18 protein-coding genes are annotated in these 22,850 nt (G+C 68.6%); 13 read left to right on the forward strand and 5 right to left on the reverse strand.

The window, feature by feature from the left end:
* The first annotated feature begins 304 nt into the window (after positions 1-304).
* Both ACWCRB_RS21090 and ACWCRB_RS21095 read left to right on the forward strand, forming a co-directional pair.
* Entirely contained in the window at positions 305-1,282 is a 978-nt protein-coding gene (locus tag ACWCRB_RS21090) for a helix-turn-helix transcriptional regulator (protein ID WP_450997474.1), read from the forward strand.
* Between the two features lie 18 nt (positions 1,283-1,300).
* Complete coding sequence (locus tag ACWCRB_RS21095; RefSeq protein ID WP_450997475.1) at positions 1,301-2,341, forward strand: LuxR C-terminal-related transcriptional regulator; 1,041 nt, start codon at positions 1,301-1,303, stop codon at positions 2,339-2,341.
* Here the strand turns inward: ACWCRB_RS21095 and ACWCRB_RS21100 are convergent.
* Entirely contained in the window at positions 2,253-3,350 is a 1,098-nt protein-coding gene (locus ACWCRB_RS21100) for a LuxR C-terminal-related transcriptional regulator (RefSeq protein ID WP_450997476.1), read from the reverse strand. The two genes, ACWCRB_RS21095 and ACWCRB_RS21100, sit on opposite strands and share 89 nt — an antisense overlap.
* Positions 3,351-3,753: 403 nt before the next feature.
* On the opposite strand from ACWCRB_RS21100, the gene ACWCRB_RS21105 reads away from it, so the two are divergent.
* The 3 genes from ACWCRB_RS21105 to ACWCRB_RS21115 are packed head-to-tail and all read left to right on the forward strand — an operon-like array spanning position 3,754 to position 7,117.
* Positions 3,754-5,298, forward strand: coding sequence for a circularly permuted type 2 ATP-grasp protein (locus ACWCRB_RS21105; RefSeq protein WP_450997477.1), 1,545 nt, complete (start codon positions 3,754-3,756; stop codon positions 5,296-5,298).
* A complete protein-coding gene (locus ACWCRB_RS21110) occupies positions 5,295-6,236 on the forward strand; it encodes an alpha-E domain-containing protein (RefSeq protein WP_369035335.1) in 942 nt (313 codons plus the stop codon). Before ACWCRB_RS21105 ends, ACWCRB_RS21110 begins: the two co-directional genes overlap by 4 nt.
* Before the next feature lie 38 nt (positions 6,237-6,274).
* Positions 6,275-7,117, forward strand: a complete 843-nt coding sequence (locus ACWCRB_RS21115; protein ID WP_450997511.1) for a transglutaminase family protein — start codon at positions 6,275-6,277, stop codon at positions 7,115-7,117.
* Between the two features lie 86 nt (positions 7,118-7,203).
* Here ACWCRB_RS21115 and ACWCRB_RS21120 read toward each other — a convergent pair whose 3' ends face one another.
* Positions 7,204-8,313 (reverse strand): sugar ABC transporter substrate-binding protein, encoded by a 1,110-nt coding sequence (locus ACWCRB_RS21120; protein WP_450997478.1) that lies wholly within the window; start codon positions 8,311-8,313, stop codon positions 7,204-7,206.
* Positions 8,314-8,635: 322 nt separating this feature from the next.
* On the opposite strand from ACWCRB_RS21120, the gene ACWCRB_RS21125 reads away from it, so the two are divergent.
* The 5 genes from ACWCRB_RS21125 (at position 8,636) to ACWCRB_RS21145 (ending at position 17,474) form a co-directional block, all read left to right on the forward strand.
* On the forward strand, positions 8,636-10,321 hold the full coding sequence (locus tag ACWCRB_RS21125) for a fibronectin type III domain-containing protein (protein WP_450997479.1): 1,686 nt from the start codon (positions 8,636-8,638) through the stop codon (positions 10,319-10,321).
* Positions 10,322-10,464: 143 nt separating this feature from the next.
* The gene (locus ACWCRB_RS21130) at positions 10,465-12,171 is read left to right on the forward strand and encodes a fibronectin type III domain-containing protein (RefSeq protein WP_450997480.1); all 1,707 of its coding nucleotides are present in this window, start codon (positions 10,465-10,467) and stop codon (positions 12,169-12,171) included.
* Entirely contained in the window at positions 12,168-13,967 is a 1,800-nt protein-coding gene (locus ACWCRB_RS21135) for a fibronectin type III domain-containing protein (RefSeq protein WP_450997481.1), read from the forward strand. Before ACWCRB_RS21130 ends, ACWCRB_RS21135 begins: the two co-directional genes overlap by 4 nt.
* 47 nt (positions 13,968-14,014) lie before the next feature.
* A complete protein-coding gene (locus ACWCRB_RS21140; RefSeq protein WP_450997482.1) occupies positions 14,015-15,754 on the forward strand; it encodes a fibronectin type III domain-containing protein in 1,740 nt (579 codons plus the stop codon).
* 43 nt (positions 15,755-15,797) lie between these two features.
* Entirely contained in the window at positions 15,798-17,474 is a 1,677-nt protein-coding gene (locus ACWCRB_RS21145) for a fibronectin type III domain-containing protein (protein WP_450997483.1), read from the forward strand.
* An 81-nt stretch (positions 17,475-17,555) separates the two neighbouring features.
* On the opposite strand, the gene ACWCRB_RS21150 is transcribed toward ACWCRB_RS21145, so the two are convergent.
* Both ACWCRB_RS21150 and ACWCRB_RS21155 read right to left on the reverse strand, forming a co-directional pair.
* The gene (locus ACWCRB_RS21150; protein ID WP_450997484.1) at positions 17,556-18,203 is read right to left on the reverse strand and encodes a Uma2 family endonuclease; all 648 of its coding nucleotides are present in this window, start codon (positions 18,201-18,203) and stop codon (positions 17,556-17,558) included.
* A 157-nt stretch (positions 18,204-18,360) separates the two neighbouring features.
* The gene (locus ACWCRB_RS21155; protein WP_450997485.1) at positions 18,361-18,498 is read right to left on the reverse strand and encodes a hypothetical protein; all 138 of its coding nucleotides are present in this window, start codon (positions 18,496-18,498) and stop codon (positions 18,361-18,363) included.
* A 573-nt stretch (positions 18,499-19,071) separates the two neighbouring features.
* Between ACWCRB_RS21155 and ACWCRB_RS21160 the strand changes: the two genes are divergently transcribed.
* The 3 genes from ACWCRB_RS21160 (at position 19,072) to ACWCRB_RS21170 (ending at position 22,318) form a co-directional block, all read left to right on the forward strand.
* The gene (locus ACWCRB_RS21160) at positions 19,072-19,923 is read left to right on the forward strand and encodes a helix-turn-helix domain-containing protein (RefSeq protein WP_450997486.1); all 852 of its coding nucleotides are present in this window, start codon (positions 19,072-19,074) and stop codon (positions 19,921-19,923) included.
* A gap of 28 nt (positions 19,924-19,951) precedes the next feature.
* Entirely contained in the window at positions 19,952-20,161 is a 210-nt protein-coding gene (locus ACWCRB_RS21165; protein WP_450997487.1) for a DUF397 domain-containing protein, read from the forward strand.
* A 123-nt stretch (positions 20,162-20,284) separates the two neighbouring features.
* Positions 20,285-22,318 (forward strand): PA14 domain-containing protein, encoded by a 2,034-nt coding sequence (locus ACWCRB_RS21170; RefSeq protein WP_450997488.1) that lies wholly within the window; start codon positions 20,285-20,287, stop codon positions 22,316-22,318.
* Positions 22,319-22,398: 80 nt separating this feature from the next.
* On the opposite strand, the gene ACWCRB_RS21175 is transcribed toward ACWCRB_RS21170, so the two are convergent.
* Positions 22,399-22,845 carry a heat shock protein transcriptional repressor HspR gene (locus ACWCRB_RS21175; RefSeq protein ID WP_450997489.1) on the reverse strand — a complete coding sequence of 149 codons (447 nt, stop codon included), beginning with the start codon at positions 22,843-22,845 and terminating at the stop codon, positions 22,399-22,401.
* Positions 22,846-22,850 lie beyond the last annotated feature (5 nt).

The raw sequence follows: 22,850 nt of genomic DNA on the forward strand, positions 1-22,850 counted from the left end.
GGTGACGGCACTAGTGTCGTCATCGGCCGCGACGGTGGCAGTCGACAGCGACCAGGCACTGTCCGCTCGAATGTCACCCTTCTCGCCAGAGAGGCCACTCAGCGTTCCGAAGGCCACAACGGCGGAGAAGGCGGCGACAAGCACCGATCGAAGCATTCTCTTACGCATAGTCGGCTTCGTCCTCACTTGAAGGTCCCTCTTCCCCCGTCGAGTAAGACGATGGCTCATTCGGGCACGTCATGGCCACACAATCGATGCATCATGTTCCTGCATGTTCAGGACCCTGGGGGGTGGAGATTTGGCAATGAATCGGACTAAAGCGACACATCCCCATAGCGTGACGGAGCTGTGCGCCGAGGGCGGGCGTCTCTATGCGAATGCGCTCCGCACGGGACGTATCGCCCGTGCGGATGTGGAGGCGACCCCGTGTCTGGTGGAGTTCGCCCTGCTGCACCCCGACCCGGACGACGAGAACTGGCTGCGCCCCGTGCCTCCGTCAATCGCCCTGGCCCAGCGTCTCAACCCCCTAGAGCACGAGATCACCGAACGCAGGCGTCTGTCGATCGAGCTGGCCGACACCTTCGAACCGTTCATGGCTCTCAGCGCTCAGGAAACAGCGTCCACGCACTCGATCATGGTGCTGGAGGGGCTCGACCGCATCAACTCCGCGCTCGATCTGGCCACCGCCCAGTGCCAGAACGAGATGGTCACGGTCCAGCCGAGCCACCGCCACCCGGAAGGCCGGCTCATCGCCGCGCTGGAGCGCGACCGGCCGCTGATCGAGCGGGGGGTCCGCATCCGGACCCTGTACCAGCACACGGCCCGCTACAGCCCCGAGCGCCTCGCCTGGGTGGACCAGTTCACGGACGGCAAAGCCGAGTACCGCACCATCGACGAGCTCGTCGAGCGGCTCATCATCTGCGACGAGACCGTGGCCTTCATCCCCATCAGCGACGACCGGCAGGTCGCCCTGGAGCTTCGCCACCCCGGGCTCGTCCGCTACCTGGTCAAGGTCTTCGAGTTCATGTGGGGCCGCGCCGTGCCCCTGCGGGCGGGCACTCCGTACGACACCGACCCCGACGGCATCACCGACATCCAGCACTCCATAGCCAAGCTCCTCGTCGAAGGCCACGTGGATGAAGCCATCGCCCGGCGCCTCGGGATGAACGTCCGCACCTGCCGGGCCCACATAGCCAAGCTGGCCACCGCCCTGGGCAGCGGCAGCCGCGCCCAACTCGGCTACCTCATAGCGCAGTCGGGACTTCTGGACCAGGACCGCTGAGGACACCGAGGACTGGGGATGTCACCGAAGAACGTGGAGCACCAACCGCACGGGGCCGAGGAACTGTGCGAGGCAGGCATGAGCCTGTACGTCCGCGCGCTTCGCAAGGGCCCCATCCCGGCAGACGAGGCCAGGGCCGTCCCTTGCCTGATCGACTTCGGGCTGCTCCAGCCCGACCTCGAGGACCCTCACCAACTGCGCCCGCTGGCCCCCGCAGTGGCCCTCTCCCGGTTGCTGCACGAGAGCGCGGAGGACACGGCCAGGAAGCGGCAGCAGGAGGCACTACTGGCCGAAGCGTTCGAGCCGCTGGTGCGCGCCGACATCCCGGACGCGGTGACCACCACACCCCCGATCAGCGTCCTCAGCGGCCTCGACCGGATCAACCTCGTCGTCTCCCAGACCTTGGCAGACGCCTCCAGCGAACTCCTCGCCATCCAGCCCTTCACCAGCCTCACCCACCATCCCACCCCCTATCAGGCTGTCGCTCTGGACCGCGACCAGGACCTGCTCGACCGCGGCGGCCGGATACGTACCCTGTACCAGCAAACGCTCCGCCACGCGCCCAGAGTTCTCGCCCGCTACGAACACCTGCGGGGCGACGCCGAGGCACGCACCCTGGACGAGGTGCCCGATCGGCTGCTCGTCGTCGACCGCACGGTAGCGTTCCTGTCAGCCAACGCCGAACGGACGGTCGCGCTGGAGATCCGCCATCCGGCACTGGTGCAGCACCTGGTCACCACTTTCGAACGCTTCTGGCAACTGGCCACCCCGATGTACCCGCAAACTGTCCGGCGCCCGTCCCGTAACGGCATCACCCCCCGCCAGCGAGCCATCGCCGCCCTCCTCATCGAGGGCCTCACCGACGCCGTCATCGCCGCCCGCCTCGGCATGAACGTCCGTACCGCCCGGGTCCACATCGCCAAGCTCGCCGCCACCCTCGGCAGCGACAGCCGGGCCCAGCTCGGCTATCTCATCGGGCAGTCGGGGATTCTGGAGCCGGAGCCGGAGCAGCCTCCGGGCAGGCGGGCTCCGGAGGAGGCATCGGCGCCGGAAGACTGACCGCGCCGCCCTCCGGGTCCGCCGGGCCCCTCGGCCCGTCCAGCCCCGTCTGTGCGATCCGTACCCCCAGCTGTGTCCGGCTCGCCGCCCCCAGCGTCTCCGAGAGGCGGGCGATGTGCGCCCGGCAGGTTCGTACGCTGATGCCCAGCCGTTCCGCGACCACCGCGTCCTGGTGGCCCTCGGCGAGGAGGGCGGCGATCGAGCGCTCGCGGTGCGAGATGCCCTCGATGCCGGTGTCGGGGAGCGGGGCCGTGAGCGGAACCGCGAAGCGCCAGAGCCGCTCGAAGACCGTCACCAGGTACTGCACCAGCGCCGGGTGGCGGATCTCCAGCGCGACCGTCCGCTCCGCGTTCGCGGGGATGAAGGCCACCGTGCGGTCGAAGAGGATCAGCCGCTCGATCACCTCGTCGAGCGTGCGGGCCTGGACCGTGTCGCCCATCAGTTCGAGGTAGTTGAGCAGGCCCTGGCCGTGCCGCGCCACATGGTTGTAGAGGTCCCGCATCCGTACTCCGCGTCGGCGGAGTTCGAGTGCCCGGTGCAGGCCCTCCGAGAGTTCGTACTCGCGGCGGATGCCGCCGGGCTGAACGGTCAGCACCTCGGTCGTGCACGCGTCCGTCGCCTCGTCCATCGCGGCCTGGATACGGGCGAGACCGTCCAGGACGCGCAGGGCGGTGCCCTCGCCGGCGCCCGGGGACTGGATCTGCTCGCCCAGGGCCGCGTACCACTCGAACGCCGCCACCGCCGAGCCCACCCGCCGCTGGCTCACACTGACCTCGTCGTAGACACCGCGCAGCAGCCGGGTCATGACCTCCTGCGGGGAGGTCGGCACCAGCCAGGCCATGTCGTCGGGGTCGGGGTGCAACAGCGCGAGTTCGAGCAGGCACGGCACCGCCTCCGCGTCGAGGCGCCGCACACGGCCCCGCCGTACGGCCCGGGAATACACGCGATCCCCGGCCTCGCACAGTCGGTCAGCACCGTGTGGATGCTCGTCCGTCCCGTGCCCGGCCATCGCCCATCCCACCCCTGCGTCCAGCCCTGTTTGCAGCGCAACTATGCGCGGCCCGGACGTGGTCCGCAACACGGCTCCGCCCGTCACACGCCCCCGATCCCCCTACTATGTCCGACTTTCGCCCCTCCTCCGCCCGTGTCCCTGCAACAAGCTGACGGTGGTGGGGCGTTGTTCGTGAGGGCATTGTGGAAGGCGCTTCCCATGGACGTAACGGGGGCGCCTACGGGCGCACGGGGGAACGTCCGAAGCCGCCCCGGCAGGGTGCCCCCATCCGGCCGGGGCATCAGGCTGCCCAGAACCGGGCGCGGCAAACCCGGGAGAAAGCGCGTACCACACCATTCGCGCAAACTGCCGGAAACCACTCAGAGATCGTCCCGTTACGTCCCGCCCCTACCGTCAGGCCATGGCGGACATATTTGACGCATACGCGTTGGCCGATGCGTGGGACGAGATGTTTGTGCGGCCGGGTGAGGTCAGGACCGCCTATGAGCCGGTACTGGCGGCGCTCCAGCCCATCGAACCGACCGAACTGCGCTTCCGCGCCGACCAGATGGCCCGGGCCTTCACCGACCGCGGGGTGACCTACGCCTTCGCGGGCGAGGAGAGACCCTGGCCGCTGGACCTCGTGCCGAGGATCCTGGACGCGCTGGAGTGGGACCTCATCCAGCGCGGGGTCGCCCAGCGGGTGCGGGCCCTGGAGGCCTATCTCGCGGACGCCTACGGGCAGTGCCGGGCCTTCGAGGACGGGGTCGTGCCCTGGCGGCTGCTGCTCGGCTCGGACCACTTCCACCGGGCCGCCCATGGCATCGAGCCACCGGGCGGGGTACGCATCCACGTCGCCGGCATCGATCTCGTCCGCGACGAGGTCGGCGACTTCCGGGTGCTGGAGGACAACGTCCGGGTGCCGTCCGGGGTGTCGTACGTCATCGAGAACCGGCGGGCGATGACGCGCATCTTCCCGTCCCTCTTCGCCGAACAGCACGTCGTCCCCGTCGACGGTTACGCGCAGCGCCTGCTGGCCGCCCTGCGCGCCGCCGCGCCCGACGGTGCCGCCGATCCGCGGGTGGTCGTCCTGACCCCGGGTCCGAACAACGCCGCCTACTTCGAACACGCCCTGCTGGCCCGGCTGATGGGCGTGCAGCTGGTCGAGGGACACGATCTGGTGTGCCGCAACAACCGGGTGTGGATGCGGACCACGCGCGGTGAGGTACCCGTCCATGTCGTATACCGACGGCTGGACGACGACTTCCTCGACCCGCTCCATTTCCGGCCCGATTCGGTGATCGGCTGCCCCGGCATCCTGAGCGCCGCTCAGGCGGGGACGGTCACCCTCGCCAACGCGGTCGGCAACGGCATCGCGGACGACAAGCTCCTGTACACGTACGTACCCGATCTGATCCGGTACTACCTCTCTGAGGAACCGATTCTTCCGAACGTGGAGTCGTTCCGTCCGGATGAACCGGGGCAACTGGACGCCGTTCTCGACCAGATCGACCAGCTGGTCATCAAGCCGGTCGACGGCGCCGGCGGACAGGGCATCGTCATCGGGCCCAAGGCCGACCGGGAGACCCTGGAGGAGTGCCGGCGGGCGGTGGCCGCCGATCCGCGCGGCTGGATCGCCCAGCGGCCCGTCGCCCTCTCCACCTCGCCCACACTCGCCGGCGAGCGGATGGCGCCGCGTCACATCGACCTGCGCCCGTTCGCCGTGAACGACGGCAGCGACATCTGGGTCCTGCCCGGCGGGCTCACGCGCGTCGCGCTCCAGGAGGGCAACCTCATCGTCAACTCGAGCCAGGGCGGCGGTTCCAAGGACACGTGGGTGCTCGCCGAGGGCCCCACCGAGAGCCCGCACCCCGAGCCCGCCGGCGGGCTCCCCGAGGTCCTCCCGCGCCAGCTGGGCCCCGACGGCAACCTCACCCTCGTACAGGAAGGGGCGCAGCAGCAGTGAACGACGTGATCCTCTCCCGGATAGCCGAGGCCCTGACGTGGACGGGCCGTTACGTGGAGCGGGCCGACGCGACGGGCCGCATCCTGGACGCCTATCTGCACCGCCTGTTGGAGGACCCCTGGCGCGACGAGGACGCGGCCTGCCGCTCCCTGTACGCCATCCTCGGCGTCGACGCGGGCGCCCAACCCGTGGACATGCAGCAGGTGTTGGACCAGCTCGCCTTCGACGCGCGGTCGACGTGCTCGATCGAGGGTGCGCTGGGTGCGGCGCGGCTGAATGCCCGCAGTGCGCGTGAGGCCGTCTCCTCGGAGATGTGGGAGTGCCTCAACTCCACCTGGCACGCCCTCGCCGACCAGCGGCTCGCGGCCCGACGCACGGGCCCGTACGCCTACTTGGAGCTGGTACGGCGTCGTGCGGCCCTCTTCTTCGGACTCGCGGACTCCACCATGAGCCGGGACGACAGCTGGCGTTTCGTGGTCCTGGGGCGGAGCCTTGAGCGGGTGGACATGACCGTACGGCTGTTGTCGGTACGGGTGTTGGACGCCGCGCATGCCCCGGACTGGCCGACCTTGCTGAGCGCGTCCGGCGCCGACGAGGCGTACGCGCGGGTGTACGGCGGTTTCGGCGACACCCCGAGAGTGGCCGAATTCCTGTTGCTGGACCGGGACTTCCCGCGTTCGGCGCTGCACGCCCTCACCACGGCCGAGGAGTGCCTCGCGGCGCTCGGCCGTCCGCGCCAGGATCCGGCCCGCCGCCCGATCGGACGGCTGCGGACCAGACTCGAGTATCTGGACTCGCAGGCCATGGAAGACCAACTCCCCTCCCTCCTACGGGACTTGCAGACCGCCTGCATGGCCTCGGCGGAGGCGGTGGCGGAGCGGTTCTTCCCGTACCAGGGGCCCGTGGAGTGGGCCCAGGAAGGAGCGCGAGCAGTATGAGCAGCAACGGGACGAGCATCATGTCGACGAGCGCGCCGATGACCCGCAGGCTCCGTATCCGGCACATCACCCGGGTCGCGTACGCGCAGGCCGCGGTCTCCTCGCACAACGAGGTCCGGATGACCCCGCTGACGCTCCCCGGCCAGACGACGCTGGACGCCCGGGTCACCGTGAACCCGACGACGCCGACCTGGTCGTACTGGGACTACTGGGGCACGCAGGTCACCGGTTTCGACCTGATGGACCCGCACGCCGACCTCACGATCACCGCGCAGAGCCTGGTCGAGACGGCCCCGCCGGACCCCCTGGACCCCGCGCCGAGCTGGACCGAGGTGGCCGAACGGACCGCGAACTCCCGCCTGTTGGAGTACGCGACGACGACCACGCGTACGACTGTGCCGCCCGAGTTGGTCGAGCGGGCGCGGGAGGTTGCGGCGGGCCTCGACCCGCACGAGACGGCGACCGCGGTGTCGGCGCTGGTCGCGGACCGGGTGTCGTACCTGCCCGGCACGACGGGCGTGAACACGTCGGCGGCGGAGGCGTGGGAGCAGGGCGCGGGCGTCTGCCAGGACATCGCCCACGTCACGATCGCGCTGCTGCGGGGCATCGGCCTGCCCACCCGCTATGTCTCCGGCTACCTCCACCCGGAGCGGGAGGCGGAGCTGCACCGCCCGGTGGAGGGCCAGTCGCACGCCTGGGTCGAGTACTGGGCCGGCGACTGGTGCGGCTACGACCCGACGAACCGGACGCGCGCCGACGAGTCGCACGTGGTGGTGGGCCGGGGGCGCGACTACGACGACGTGACACCGCACAAGGGCGTGTACCGGGGTGTGGCCGGGGGGCCGCCGGAGGTGACGGTGGAGTTCACGCGGGTGGCGTGAGACGTGAGACGTGAGACGTGCGTGGCCCTGGGGCAGTTCGCTGCCCCAGGGCCACGCCCTGCTTCAGGCCCGGGCCCGGGGTGCGCCTACTTCAGGCCGATGGCCTCGCACTCGTCCTCGTACTTGGCCGTGCAGATGTCGGACACCTTGTAGATGCCGTCCTCGATGACCGTGGTCTTGATGTTTTGCTTCGTCAGGGCGACGACGCTCACGAGCTGGGCCGGGACGTCCTTGTCGGTGGGGCTGTCGACCTTGTCCCGGGTGAGGGCGTCGAACTGGATGTCGCGGCCCTGGATGCGGGCGACGGCCATCTCGGCCGCCGTCTCGGCCTCCTGCGGGTACGACTTGTAGACGCTCATGTACTGCTCGCCGGAGAGGATCCGCTGTACGGCGGCCAGTTCGGCGTCCTGCCCGGTGATCGGCGGCAGCTTGGTGACGCCGGCGGCCTCCAGGGCCTCGATGATGCCGCCCGCCATGCCGTCGTTGGCGGAGTAGACGCCGGCGATGTCGTCCTTGCCGATGGCATCGATCGCCCTCGTCATGTTCGACTTGGCGTTCTCGGGCTTCCAGTCCTTGGTGTCGAAGGACTGCGCGATCGTCACCTTGCCCTCCAGTTCGGAGAGGGCGCCCTCCTTGAACTGGGCGGCGTTCGGGTCGGTCACCGACCCGTTCATCATGACGATCTTCGCGGCGGGGTTGACGTCACCGCCGAGGGCCTCCAGGAGGGAACGTCCCTGCACCTCGCCGACGAGTTCGTTGTCGAAGGAGATGTACGCGTCGATGGGGCCCTCGGCCAGCCTGTCGTACGCGATGACGGGAATCCCGGCGTCCTTGGCCTTCTTGACCCCGCTCGCGATGGCGTGCGCGTCCACGGCGTCGAGGAGCAGGACGTCGACCTTGTCGTCGATCATCTTCTGGAGCTGCTCGGCCTGCTTGTCGGCGTCCGCCCCGGCGTTGGCGTAGTCGACCCGGCCCTGGCCGTTGGTGAGCGACGCGACCTTGTTCTTGATGATCGGGTAGTCGAACTTGTCGTACCGGGTGTTCTCGGTCTCCGGGAGCAGCAGCCCCACCGTGATGTCGTTGCCCTTGGTCGGGGTCGCCTCGGTGGTCTCCCCGCCGGCCTCGAGTACTCCGCAGCCCGCGGCGAGGGAGACCATCGCCGTGGAGGCGGCCACGGCTATGGAAATACGACGCATACGGGGTGTTCTGGGCATTCGGGCGCTCACTTCAGGCGTTTCGGGACGAGGACGCAGCAGTGCGACCCATGTGGCTGAAAGCCAACGTTGGCGAGCCCCCGCACGTCAAGCGGAACTACTTAACGAGATGGCAACATCACGCTCCGCTGCCCTGTGGAGAAGCAGCGAATGTCTGCACAAACAGCCGCCGCACAGCCGCTGCACACCCTCCACCGGATGTCCCGTACAACCGAGTGCATTCCTCGCGAGTCGTGATCATTGACGGCTCGACTCCGCCGTCCCCGACACGGACACGATGGACACGACGGATGCGAAGGACCGAATGATCTCAGCCAGACGTACGACGGCCAGGGCGACCGCGAGGGCCACCTCCGCGATCGCGGTCGTGCTCGCCACCGCAGGCGGACTGCTCACCGCGGTCGCCGCCGCACCCGCCTCGGCGGCCACGGTGACGTGCGAATCCCCCGCCTACAAGCGGCAGTTCTTCGGCAACGCGACCTTCTCCGGCACCGCGAAGCGGACGGACTGCGACGCGGCGATCGACTCGAACTGGGGCGCCAAGGCCCCCGCGGCCGGCCTCCCGAAGGACAACTTCTCCGTCCGCTGGACGGTGACGCGCGACTTCGGCTCGGGCGGCCCCTTCGCCCTGTCGGCGGCGGCCCAGGACGGTATCCGCGTCTACGTCGACGGCGTACGCAGGATCGACCTGTGGAAGAACGTCACGGCGACGCGCACCAGGACGGTGAACCTCGCGATCGCGTCCGGCAAGCACACTGTGCGTGTCGACTACGCGGCCTGGACGGGCAACGCGAACATCAAGTTCGCCTACATGCCCCGCACTTCGGCGGCCGTGGACAAGGTCAAGCCCCTCGCCCCGACGGCGCCGACGGTCACGTACGACAAGACGACGGGCAAGTCGAAGCTCACCTGGGCGAAGAACAAGGAGATGGACCTCGCGGGGTATCGCGTCTACCGCGCCCTGAAGGGCACCCAGTTCGGCGCCGCCCCACTCACGACGACCACGGCCACGACGTACACGGACGCCTCGGTCCCGAAGACCGGCGAGACGTACGTCTATGAGGTCCGCGCGGTAGACAAGGCCGGCAACCTGTCGGCGGGCAGCGCGGACGTGAGCGTGACGACGGTCGACAAGACGGGGCCGGCGCAGGTCACCGGGGTCAAGGCGACCGTGGGGGCGTCCACGCTGCGGCTCGACTGGAACACGGTCGACGACGCGTCCTCGTACAGCGTCCACCGCGCGAGCGCGCCGGAGGGCCCGTACACGCGGATCGCCGACTCGCTCGGCGGCACCTCTTACACGGACGTGACAGCGGACATCAAGCAGCGCACGTACTACCGAATCACGGCCGTCGACAAGTACGAGAACGAGTCCGTCCCGTCCGCGACCGCGGACCCCGGCGAGCCGGACACCACCGCGCCCGACCAGGTCACGGGCCTGCAGGCGAAGGGCACCACGGCGGGCAACGCGGTCCGCTGGCAGGCGTCGTCGGCGGACGTGGAGCACTACGAGGTGTGGGCGGTCCCGGCCGGCCAGTCGTCCGACCCCGACGGCCCGGACATCGTGACGGGAACGTCGTACAACGACATGCGGGCGGAGGAGGGTGCCGCGGTCGCGTACCGCGTCCAGGCGGTCGACGCGTACGGGAACATCTCGCCGGTGTCGGAGACGGTGACGGCGACCCGGCCCGCGCCGGGCGAGTCGGCGACGCCCACGGGACTGACGGCCACACCGCGCGACAGCGGCACCGAACTCACCTGGGACCACTCGGCCGAGAGCGCGCCGTTCGGGTACGAGGTCTACCGCCGTGTCGGTACGTCCGAGGCGTGGACCAGGATCAACGAGGACGACTACCCGTACTCCTCCTACGTCGACGCCACGGCCCCGGCCGGCCCCGCCTCGTACTACGTGATCGTGAACGACCAGTACGGCCACGAGTCGGCGCCCACGGCAGTGGTCACGGCGGTTCGGGGACCCCGCTCACGGTGACGCTGACGCCGGTCCCACCGGCATCAGACAGCTCAAAAATCAAAAATAATCACAACAGGCATACAACCAATCCACATCCTCACGAGTCCTGATCGTCAACGGCCCATTTCTCGCCGTTGACGATCAGGACTCGAAGGACCGCATTGAACCCAGCCAGACGCACGACGCAGGCAGCCACCACCGCCCTCGTGCTCGCCACCGCCGGCGCGCTTCTCAGCACCGCAGCCCCGGCCGCCTCCGCCGCGACGACATGCACTTCGCCCGTCTACAAACGGCAGTTCTTCGCGAACACCGCCTTCTCCGGCACGCCGAAGCGGACCGACTGTGACGCGGCCATCGCCGAGAACTGGGCCGCGAAAGCCCCCGCGACCGGCCTCCCGAAGGACAACTTCGGCGTCCGCTGGACGGTGACCCGGGACTTCGGGTCCGGCGGGCCGTTCACCTTCACCGCCGCAGCCCAGGACGGTATCCGCGTCTACCTCGACGGCAAGGTCAAGGTGAACGTCTGGAAGAACGTGTCGTCGACGGCGAAGAAGACCGTCAACCTCACCATCCCGTCCGGCAAACACACGCTGCGCGTCGACTACGCGTCCTGGACGGGCAACGCGAACGTCAACTTCGCGTACGCACCCCGGACTTCGGCGACGGTAGACAAGATCGCGCCGCTCACCCCGGCCGCCGTCTCGGCGACCTACGACAAGGGGACGCGGAAGACGACCGTCAAGTGGGCGAGGAACAAGGAGATGGACCTCGCCGGTTACCGCGTGTACCGCCGGCTCAAGGACAGCGACGCGTGGAAGCGCCTGCCGACCACGACGGCGGTGACGTACACAGACGCCACGCCCGCGACCGGCGACACGTACTTCTACGAGGTCCGCGCGGTCGACAGGGCGAGCAACGAGTCCGTCGGCACCGCCGACAAGCCCGTGACCACTCTCGACAGGACAGCCCCCGCGACCCCATCCGGAGTCAAGGCAGCCGACGAACAGCCCGGAGTCACGGTGTCCTGGAACCCCGTACCCGGCGCGGCGAGTTACGTCATCCATCGGTACTGGCAGTTCGGCGACGAGCCGGTGAAGGTGGCGACGGTGACGTCCACCGCCTGGACCGATGTCAAGGTGAACGAGCGCCAGTCCTACAGCTACTGGGTCACAGCGGTCGACAAGGCCGGCAACCAGTCCGCCCGGTCGGCGTCCATCGGGGTGGAGCGCGGCGACTTCGCGCCCTCGGCTCCGACCGGCCTGACCGCCACGGCGACGGCCACCGGGATCACGCTGACGTGGAAGGCGCCGACCGTGCCGAACACGTGGGACTTGAGCGGATACCGGATCTACCGCGACGGCCGGCTCGTGGACGAGGTGTGGCCGAACCGCACCTCGTACACCGACATCGGCGTGCACCAGGGCGACACGTACACATACACGGTGACCGCCACGGACGTCGAGTACGAGTCCGTCGCATCGGCCCCGGCCACCGCCACCGCACCGGCCACGGGGCTCGCCCCCGCGCCGGTGACCGGACTGCGCGGTGCCATGAACGGCGCCGACATCGAACTGGTCTGGGACCGCAGCCCGGAGGACGACGTCGAGTACTACCTCGTCTACCGCGGGACCCTGGTCGACGGCGTCTGGCAGTACTACCCGTGGACCGACGAGTACGACATCCGGCACTCCACCAGCGACGAACCGTTGATCTACTACTACCACGAGATCTACAACCCCCAGGGTGAGACCGCCCGCTGGGCCGTGCTCGCCGTCGACTCGTACGGCAACTCCCGGTTCGACACCGGCGAGGAGTTCTCGTACGTCACGGTGACGGAGCCCGTATCGGATCCGGAGGCAGCCGAATGAACCGGCCGACACCCATGACCGCCGCCGCCTCCTGCGCTCTCGTGCTCGCGATCGCGGGTGGCGTGCTCACCACGGTCGCAGCCCCGGCCTCGGCGGCTACTCCCACCTGCAACTCCCCTGTCTACAAGCGGCAGTTCTTCGCGAACACCACCTTCGCCGGAACCCCGAAGAAGACGGACTGCGACGCCGCCGTATCCGAGAACTGGGGCGCCAAGGCCCCCGCCACGGGCCTCCCGAAGGACAACTTCGGCGTCCGCTGGACCGTGACCCGCGACTTCGGCTCCGGCGGCCCCTTCGCCTTCACGGCCGCCGCGCAGGACGGCATACGCGTGTACCTGGACGGCAAGGTCAAGGTCAACGTCTGGAAGAACGTGACGTCGACGGCGAAGAAGACCGTCAACGTCACGATCCCGTCGGGCAAGCACACCCTCCGCGTCGACTACGCCAACTTCACCGGCAACGCGAACGTCAACTTCGCCTACACGCCCCGCACTTCGGCAACGGTCGACAAGGTCAAGCCCCTCATCCCCGCATCGCCTTCGGTGGCGTACGACAAGACGACGGGCAAGGCGAAGCTCGCCTGGGCGAAGAACAAGGAGATGGACCTCGCGGGCTACCGCGTCTACCGGCGCCCCGACGGCGGCTCCTTCGGCGCCAAGCCCATCGCGACGACCACCGCCACGACGTACACGGACACCCAACTCCCGCTCACCGGGGAGAAGTTCGCCTACGAGGTCCGCGCGTACGACAAGGCGGGCAACGAGTCGGCCGGTACGGCGGACATGGCCGTGACCACTGTCGATCGCGTCGCCCCGGGCGTGCCCCAGGACTCGGCCCTCATCAGCTCGACGGAGTCGGAGGGGATGCGGTTCGGCTGGAGCGCGGTCGAGGGCGCGGTGTCGTACGTGGTGTACCGGGCGCCCGAGGTGTACCAGAGCGCCGAGTACGTGCCCGGCACCTACACGAAGCTCGGCGGCACCACCGAGCTCACGTACCGGGACGCCTCCGCCGTGGAGCGCGCGGGGTACTTCTACGTGGTCACGGCCGTCGACGCGGCGGGCAACGAGTCCGCGCGCTCCGAGGCCGTGACGGGCCGCCTCCGGGACGACGTCCCGCCACCCGCCGTCACCGGCCTGACCGTCACCCCGACCGAGTACGGCTTCGAGCTGGACTGGGACGCGAACCCGGCCGAGGACCTCACCTGGTACCGGCTCTACCAGGGCGTGATGGCCGACATCGACGAGGACGGCTCGGAGAATTGCTACGCGAGCGTGGCCGAGGAGTACCTGCCCGGTGACAGGACCTCGTTCACGTACACCACCACCGGGAACTGGTACTGGCACACGGGCCTCATGGACGGCGAGGAGCGCTGCTTCCTCGTCGACGCCGTCGACGACTTCGGCAACTCCACCTTCAGGTGGACGGGTGAGGGCGACGTCGTACTGGCCACCGAGTTCGACATGCGGCCGAGCGTGTCCACACCCGAGGGCTCACCGCTGGAACTGACGGCGACGGGTGCCGAGGGCGACGAGGGCAACCACCTCGTCTGGTCCTGGAGCGCCGGCGCCCAGGAGACGACCGGTTTCCGCGTCCAGCGCTGGAACCCCGCCACCGGGGCGTACGAGAAGGTCGCGGACCTCGGCAGCGATGTCACCGAGTACTACGACACCGGCGCCCCGCGAGGCACGACGTCCTTCTACTGGGTGACCGCCCTGGCCGCGGACGGCACGGAATCCGTGCCGGCGGGCGGCTGGACGGTCACGACCCCCGCGACCCCTGCGACCCCTGCGACCTGACGACCTCACAACCTGACGAGACAGAGAAAGTGCAGACACAGAGCCGTATGAAGATCGCCAGACGCACGACCACGTCGGCCGCGACGGCCGTTGTCCTCGCCACCGCCGGAGGCCTCCTCACCGCGGTTGCCGCCACGCCCGCCTCGGCGGCCACGGTGACGTGCAACTCCCCTACCTACAAGCGCCAGTTCTTCACGAACACGGCCTTCTCGGGCACCCCGAAGAAGACCGACTGTGACGGGACGATCAGCGAGAACTGGGGAGCGAAGGCCCCCGCCCCCGGCCTCCCGAAGGACAACTTCGGCGTCCGCTGGACCGTGACCCGCGACTTCGGCTCGGGCGGACCCTTCGCGCTGACCGCCGCCGCGCAGGACGGCATCCGCGTCTACGTCGACGGCAAGGCCAAGGTCAACCTCTGGAAGAACGTCACGGCGACCCGTACCAAGACGGTCAACGTGACGATCCCCTCCGGCAGGCACACCGTGCGCGTCGACTACGCCAACTTCACCGGCAACGCGAACGTCAACTTCGCCTACACGCCCCGCACTTCGGCGGCCGTCGACAAGGTCAAGCCGCTGGTCCCGACCGGCACCGCGCTCACGTACGACAAGTCGTCCGGCAGGGCCAAGCTCACCTGGGCGACGAACAAGGAGCTGGACCTCGCCGGCTACCGCATCTACCGCCGTCTGAACGGGAGTTCGTTCGGCGGCACCCCGCTGGCGACGACCACTTCCACCTCGTACACGGACACCACCCTCCCGGTCACGGGCGCGAGTTACTTCTACGAGGTCCGCGCGTACGACAAGGCGGGCAACGAGTCGGCCGGTACGGCGGACAAGGGCGTCGTCACCGTCGACCGCACCGCTCCGGCCGCTCCCCAGGCGCCCACGATCGCCAACGAGTCGGCGGCGAACGGGCTGCGGGTCAGCTGGAGCGCGGTCGAGGGCGCGGCGTCGTACCGCGTGTACCGGGCGATCGGTGCGCAGGGCAGGTTCTTCGAGATGGGCCGCCCGGACAAGGTCTCCTACCTGGACACCTCGGTCGTCGAGGACGTCGCCTACCGCTACCGCGTCTCCGCGGTCGACGCGGCGGGCAACGAGTCCGGGGCTTCGCCTGTCGTCAACAGCACGTACGACGACGACACCGCACCGCCCGCCGTGACCGGCCTGAAGGTCACCCCGACCGAGTACGGCTTCCAGCTGAACTGGGACGCGAACCCGGCCGCCGACCTCGCGCGATACGCCGTCTACGTAGGCGAGTTGGTCGAGGACAAGGCCACGGGCGAGAAGGTGTGCTCGGCCGAACTCGTGAAGTACGTGAAGGCCGACACCACCTCGTACTCCTACCTGACCCGACCGAACGGCGAGCAGGCGTGCCTCTTCGTCGACGCCCTCGACGGCGCCTGGAACTCCGTCTACACGGAGACCGGCACCGCCCCGACGGTCGTGGCCACGGAGCTGAACACCACCCCGAGCGTGGCGACTCCGCCCGGCTCCCCCCTCCACGTGACGGCGGACTCGACCGAAGGCGCCAGTCCCAACCAGCTCTCCTGGAGCGGCCTGGACGCCAACTCCCCGCAGGCGGCGGGCGGTTACCGCGTCTACCGCTGGAACCCGGCAGCCGCGGCGTACGAGAAGATCGCCACCCTCACCAACACCGCTTCCGCGTACGTCGACGCGGGCGCGAAGCCCGGCACGACGTCCTACTACTGGGTGACGGCAGCGGCAACGGACGGCACGGAGTCGCTGCCGGCGGGGGACTGGGCGGTCAACGCCCCAGTGAACTGACCGCACACGTAACGCAGAAGCAGAAAGAGCAGCGCAGAACCGTATGAAGATCACCAGACGCACGACCGCCACGACCGCGACAGCCGTAGCGCTCGCCACGGCAGGCGGCCTCCTCACCGCCGTCGCCGCACCGACCGCCTCGGCTGCAACGGTGACGTGCAACTCCCCTGTCTACAAGCGGCAGTTCTTCGCGAACACCACCTTCGCCGGAACCCCGAAGAAGACGGACTGCGACGCCACCGTCGCCGAGAACTGGGGCGCCAAGGCCCCCGCCACGGGCCTCCCGAAGGACAACTTCGGCGTCCGCTGGACCGTGACCCGCGACTTCGGCTCCGGCGGCCCCTTCGCCTTCACGGCCGCCGCGCAGGACGGCATACGCGTGTACCTGGACGGCAAGGTCAAGGTCAACGTCTGGAAGAACGTGACGTCGACGGCGAAGAAGACCGTCAACGTCACGATCCCGTCGGGCAAGCACACCCTCCGCGTCGACTACGCCAACTTCACCGGCAACGCGAACGTCAACTTCGCCTACACGCCCCGCACTTCGGCGAGCGTCGACAAGGTCAAGCCCCTCGCCCCGACGGGCCCCACCGTCGCGTACGACAAAACGACGGGCAAGGCGAAGCTGACCTGGGCGAAGAACAAGGAGCTGGACCTCGCGGGGTACAAGGTCTACCGCCGTCTGAACGGCACGCCGTTCGGCAGCACTCCTCTCGCGACCACCACCGCCACGACGTACACGGACTCGACACTCCCGAAGACCGGCGAGACGTACGCCTACGAGGTCCGCGCGTACGACAAGGCCGGCAACCAGTCGGCGGGCAGCGCCGACGTCACCGCGACGACGGTCGACAAGACGGCGCCGGTGCAGGTGACCGACTTGTCGGGGCAGGGCACCACGGCGGGCAACTTCCTTACGTGGAAGCCCTCTTCGAAGGACGTGCACCACTACGAGCTGTGGGCCGCCCCAGTGGGCCAGAGCGACTCGAACTCACCGCGGGTCGTGTTCGGGACGTCCTGGGCAGACGAGCTCGCCGAGCCGGGAACCGCCTACACGTACAAGGTCCAGGCCGTCGACGGCGCCGGGAACATCTCCCCGGTCTCCGAGCCCGTGACGGTGACGCGCCCCGTGGCGTCGACCACGCCCGCTCCGACCGCCCTGGAGGGCACACCCGCCGACGCCTCCACCCGTCTCTCGTGGGTACCGTCGGAGGACGGCACGGTGACCGGGTTCCACGTCTACCGCCGCAGCTCCACCAATGGGGTCGGGACCCTCGTGGGCAGTGTCGACGGCTCGACAGCCTCGTCGTACGACGACACCTCGGCCCCCAAGGGCACCGCGTACTACTACGTCGTCGCCGTCGACAGCACGGGCGCCGAGTCCGTGCCGTCGGCGCAGATCAGCGTCAACCGCCTCACACCGGCCACCGCGACCGGCCCGGCGGCCCCGAAGCTGACCGTGGTCTCCACGGGCGGCACCCGCTCCCCGATCATCGTCGAGGTCAAGCCCGGCACGGGCGACGAGAGCCGCATGCTGAAGGGCTACTCCTGGGACTTCAGCGGATACGGCTCCCCCAGCGGCCAGCAGCTGACGACGACGGGCCGGATCGAGTTCCAGCCCCAGTACACCGGCGGCTACACGGTCACCGTACGGGCCGTCGACGTCTACGGGCGCGAGAGCGCGGAGGCGTCGACGGCGGAGGTGCTGGTTCTGCGCTAGCGGCTACGCGACAAGCCGGCACATGCACGGGAAGGGGGTGGGGAGGGCAACTGCTCTCCCCACCCCCTTCCACGACGCTCCTCAGCTTCGCTTCGGACCCGTGATCGCCTCACCGATGACGAAGCCCTTGGCAGGGCCCTCCGGGACGACGGCCTCGGTGCCGTACGGCACACGGTGCTCGTCCTCGTAACGGGCGTGCTCAGGCACGGGAGCAGTCAGGATGCTCACCGTTCCATGGTTGTCGTAGTCATCGATGATCACGTACACGGGGATTCCGGCCCGGGCGTACTCGCGGCGCTTGCGAACCCGGTCGCGATCCTGGTTGCGCTTACCGGGAGAGACGACCTCGATCACCACGTGCACCGCTGAAGTGTTGATGCCGAGGCCGTCCTCCGCCTCGATCGGTTCACCGTCCCGCGGGGCCACGAACCCGTCCGGTACCCACGCCCTGAGCGGATGGATCACATTCGTGTCGTTCCAGGCACCGTACTCACTGTCCTGGAGAAAGATCGCCAGCGCATCGCGCAGGCGATTGACGACCTGGGCATGCGAGAAACGTCCTGTGGGCGACACCTCGATGGCTCCCTCGATGATCTCAGCGCGGTAGCCCTCGGGGAGTTCTATGGCCTTCCATACCTGCCACACGACCTCGTCCAGGTTGGGTTCGTTCACGAATTCAGCCTGGGACTCGGACATGGTCTCGGGCCTCTCGTGCGCAAGAGCGGTCATGGCGGCACCTCCTCCTCAAGTGTGGGCTTGGCGTCCTTGGGGCACAAGCAACACGATCACGCTAGGTACGGTTGTTCGGCTGACCAGGGGATTCGTCTCCGGATCACCCGACGGAGTGAGGACGGAACGATCCGCCGTCCCGCCATGGCCGGGAACGTCAGCCCGTTCCCTTCTCGTCGCCGGGCGAGAGCCGAATGGGGACAAGCGGGATCAGATACCAGGTGCCTCCACGGGCGTCGCGATGGTCTCCGCCGTGCCCGGACTCCCGTACGCACGCGCCCACTTCGCTGAGCATCGGGGCACCGTAGAACAGGGAGGCGCGTACTGTCCCGCACCGTTCCGGGGCCGGCGGCGTGGCTGCGGTCGCGGTCACGGCGTGCCCCCTTCGGGCAGGAGCAGAAGCGCCCATACGACCTTGCCAACCGTGTCACGCGGTTCTGTGCCCCACGCATCGGCCAAGGCCTCCACCAGCGCCAGCCCCGCCCCGACTCGTCGTCGCCCGCCGCATGCCGCAGCCTCGGCTGCCCGTCGCTCGCGTCGGACACCTCAAGGCGCAGTGCGGCAACGGTCAGTTCGAACCGGACGCCGATCTCCCGGCCGGGGGTCGCTGCGGCGTTCACGGCGTTGGTGGTCAGCTCGGAGAGCAACAGGACTGCGGAGTCGGCGAGTTCGGCATCGTCGATGTGCCATATGGCGAGCGGGTGATGACACATCAAGACAGTTGCCGTGTCACCAAGTTGATACGCTGCGTTATGGATTCAGAGTGCTCTGCATCCGAGCAATTCGCAACCTGACTTTTGGAACAGTTCCATGATCTTTTGTTGCGGCTACTGTTCTGCGACCGCACCACCTGTACGGAGGGGTACTAATGGCCGGAGTTCGCCCAACAGTTCGACGCCGTCGCCTCGCCGCGAAGCTGATCGAGTTCCGCGAACGGGCAGGGAGAACACCCGACGATGCCGCAGAGCGCATCGGTTGCCACCGCACGAAAATCAACCGGATCGAGAACGCCCGCTTGGGCATCTCACTGGGAGAGTTGCGCGACCTGCTCACGTTCTACGGTGTTGAAGACCCGGCCCAGGTCGACGAGTTGGTGTCGCTGGCGCAGCGCAGCCGCGAGCCCGGCTGGGTGCAGCGCGCGGGGCTGGCGCGCCCGACGTACACGGAGTTCATCGACTACGAGAAGACGTCCGACTACATCCGGTCGTTCCAAGGCAACGTCATCGCCGGCTTGCTGCAAACCCCCGACTACGCACGGGCCGTTCTCTCCGTCGCCCCCACAAACCTGAAACAGGACGAGGTGGACGCGCTCGTGGAGGCGCGCATGAAACGCCAGGAGATCCTGGACCGCCCCGACCCCCCACGTCTGTGTGTGATCGAGAGTGAGGCCGCCCTCCGACTCGAAGTGGGAGGCCGGGAGGCGATGCGCAAACAACTGGAGCACCTGGAGACCATGGCGAGCCATCCGACCGTGGAGGTCCAGGTCATTCCCCACCGTGCGGGGGCACATGCCGGACTGGCCGGATCGTTCGTCCTCTTCGGGTTCCCCGAGGGGTCGTTCTCGGATGTCGTGTGTGTTGAGCACCGCACGGGGACCCTGTACATGGAGACCCCGAAGGAGACCGAGGAATATACGCTGATCTTCGATTCGCTACGGTCCATCGCCTTGAGCCCTGGGGACAGCCTCGACCTGATCGCCCAGGTAAGGCGGGAGCTGTAGCCGTATGGAAGCGGAGAGGTAACGAGGGATGAGCACGCCCAGTCTTGAGACCGCGATATGGCGCAAGAGCAGCTACAGCGGGCAGGGCGGCGACTGCCTGGAGGTCGCCGAAGGACTCCCCGACGTCCTCCCCATACGCGACAGCAAGAACACGTCCGGCCCGAACCTGGCCTTCGACACCCAGGCCTGGACCTCGTTCATAACGGCGCTGAAGGCCGACGAAGTCTCCTCAGCCTGAGCACCAGCACCCCTCGTCCCTCTCGAACATTCACGCAACACCCGTACAACCAACCCCCACCCTCACGAGTCCTGATCGTCAACGGCTCCCTCTGCCGTCGACGATCAGGACCGAAGGACCGCAGTGAACCCAGCCAGACGCACGACACCCGCGGCCACCACCGCGACCGCCGTCGTGCTCGCCACCGCCGGTGCCCTGCTCGGCACCGCAGCCCCGGTCGCCTCCGCCGCGACCACTTGCAACTCCCCCGTCTACAAGCGCCAGTTCTTCGCGAACACCGCCTTGTCGGGGACCCCCAAGCGAACCGACTGCGACGCCGCCGTCGCCGAGAACTGGGGCGCGAAGGCCCCCGCCACCGGCCTCCCGAAGGACAACTTCGGCATCCGCTGGACAGTGACGAGGGACTTCGGCTCGGGCGGCCCCTTCGCCCTCACCGTCGCCGCGCAGGACGGCATCCGCGTGTACCTGGACGGCAAGGCCAAGGTCAACCTCTGGAAGAACGTCACCACGACCCAGAAGAAGACCGTCAACCTCACCATCCCGTCCGGCAAACACACCCTGCGCATCGACTACGCCAACTTCACGGGCAACGCGAACGTCAACTTCGCCTACGCGCCCCGCACTTCGACAGCCGTCGACAAGGTCAAGCCGCTCGCCCCGACAGCGCCGACCGTCACGTACGACAAGACAACGGGCAAGGCGAAGCTCACCTGGGCGAAGAACAAGGAGATGGACCTCGCCGGGTACAAGGTCTTCCGCCGCCTCAAGGACGCTGCCTTCGGTACCAAGCCCCTCACGACGACCACCTCCACCTCGTACACCGACGCGCCCCTCCCGGAGACAGGCGCGACCTACTACTACGAGGTCCGCGCCTACGACAAGGCCGGCAACGTCTCGACGGGCTCCGCCGACAAGGCGGTCACCACCGTCGACACGACGGCGCCCGCCGCGCCCACCGGGGTCTCGGACAACGGGACCATCACCCCGGTGGCCGAGGCGAACCTCAACTGGTACCCCAACACCGAGCCCGACCTGGCCGGTTACCGGGTCTATCGCTCCGCCTCCGAGCCCGTCGCGCTCACGGCCGACAACCTGGTCAGCGGCTCCTCGTGGACCGGCAGTTGGTACGACGACAAGTTGCCGCCGACCGGGGGCTCGTTCTACTACGTCATCACGGCCGTGGACACCCATGGCAACGAGTCGGCCGCCTCCCTCACGGCCGTGTACGAGAGCGTGGACACCACAAAGCCCACCTTCGCCCCGGACGACCTGAAGGCCGTCGACGGAGAGCGCGGCGTCAGCCTGACCTGGACCTGGGGCCCGGACGCGGACGAAGACATCGCGTACTTCTACGTCTACCGCGACGGCATCGGGTTCACCACCGCTGGTGAGTCCTACGTGGACACCGAGATCGGGCGTTCCACGACGCACACCTACTGGGTCCGGGCCGTGGACCGCCAGGGCAACTTCGGTCCCGCCTCGGACTCGGTCACCGTCGACCATGTCGGCGACTACACCGCCCCCGCCGCGGTGACCGGCCTGACCGCGACGGCGATGGAGAACGGCGTACGGCTCGACTGGGACGACAGCCCGGCCGAGGACGTCGCCGACTACCGGATCCACCGAGGTGTGTACGCCGACGGCGCCTGGACGTACACGGACATCACCGACAGCCTTCCGTACAGCTCCGTATGGTCGCGGAACTGGGACCCGAACCTGCCCGACGGGGAGAAACTGCGATATGTGGTCGCCGCCATCGACAACGACGGCAATGTCCTTGACATCGGCTCCGCCACATCCGTCGACGTCGCCGAACTCAACGTGATCCCGACGGAGACCTATCCGGACGAGTCGGCCATTCTCCACCTGGAGAGTGAGGACTTCGCCGGAGAAGCCCATCTCACCGTGAACTACACCGCGGACCGCGACACCTACGGCACGGCGATCGGCTACCACGTCTACCGCTGGGACCGCGCCAAGGGCGCCTACGCGAGGCTCACGGAGACACCAAGACCGGTCACGAAAAACCACTACTCGGACTACGCCGCCCCGACCGGCACGACCCTCTTCTACAAGGTCACGGCCGTGTACGCGGACGGGACCGAGTCGGCGCCGGTCGGCGACCACGTGTTGCGGGCCGACTCATCGGAGGCCTAGCCCCAGCACGCCGAAGGGGCCCGGAGGTTCGAACCGATCCTCCGGGCCCCTTCACACACCCGCGTCACACACGCGCCCGCCTAGTCCTTCGCCTTCTTAGGCCGCCAGACCACCAGCGCGCTCGTCTGCTGAACCTCCTGATAAGGCACCAGATCCCGCCGGTACGAGGCGTGCACCGCCGCCTCCCGCTGCTGCATCGCCGCAGCGGCGCCATCCAACGCAGCCTCCATCTCGGCCACCCTGGACTGCAACGCGACCACCTGGTTCTCCAGTTCGATGATCCGCTTGATGCCGGCCAGGTTGATGCCCTCGTCCTGCGACAACGCCTGCACCGCGCGGAGCAGTTCGATGTCGCGGGCCGAGTAGCGGCGGCCCCGGCCGGCGGTGCGGTCGGGGGAGACCAGGCCCAGGCGGTCGTACTGGCGCAGGGTCTGGGGGTGCAGGCCCGAGAGCTGGGCCGCCACCGAGATGACGTAGACCGGGGTTTCCTCGGTCAGTTCATACGGGTTGCGTCGACGACCGTCCATCTCGG

It is taken from the genome of Streptomyces sp. NPDC002156, assembly GCF_053593675.1.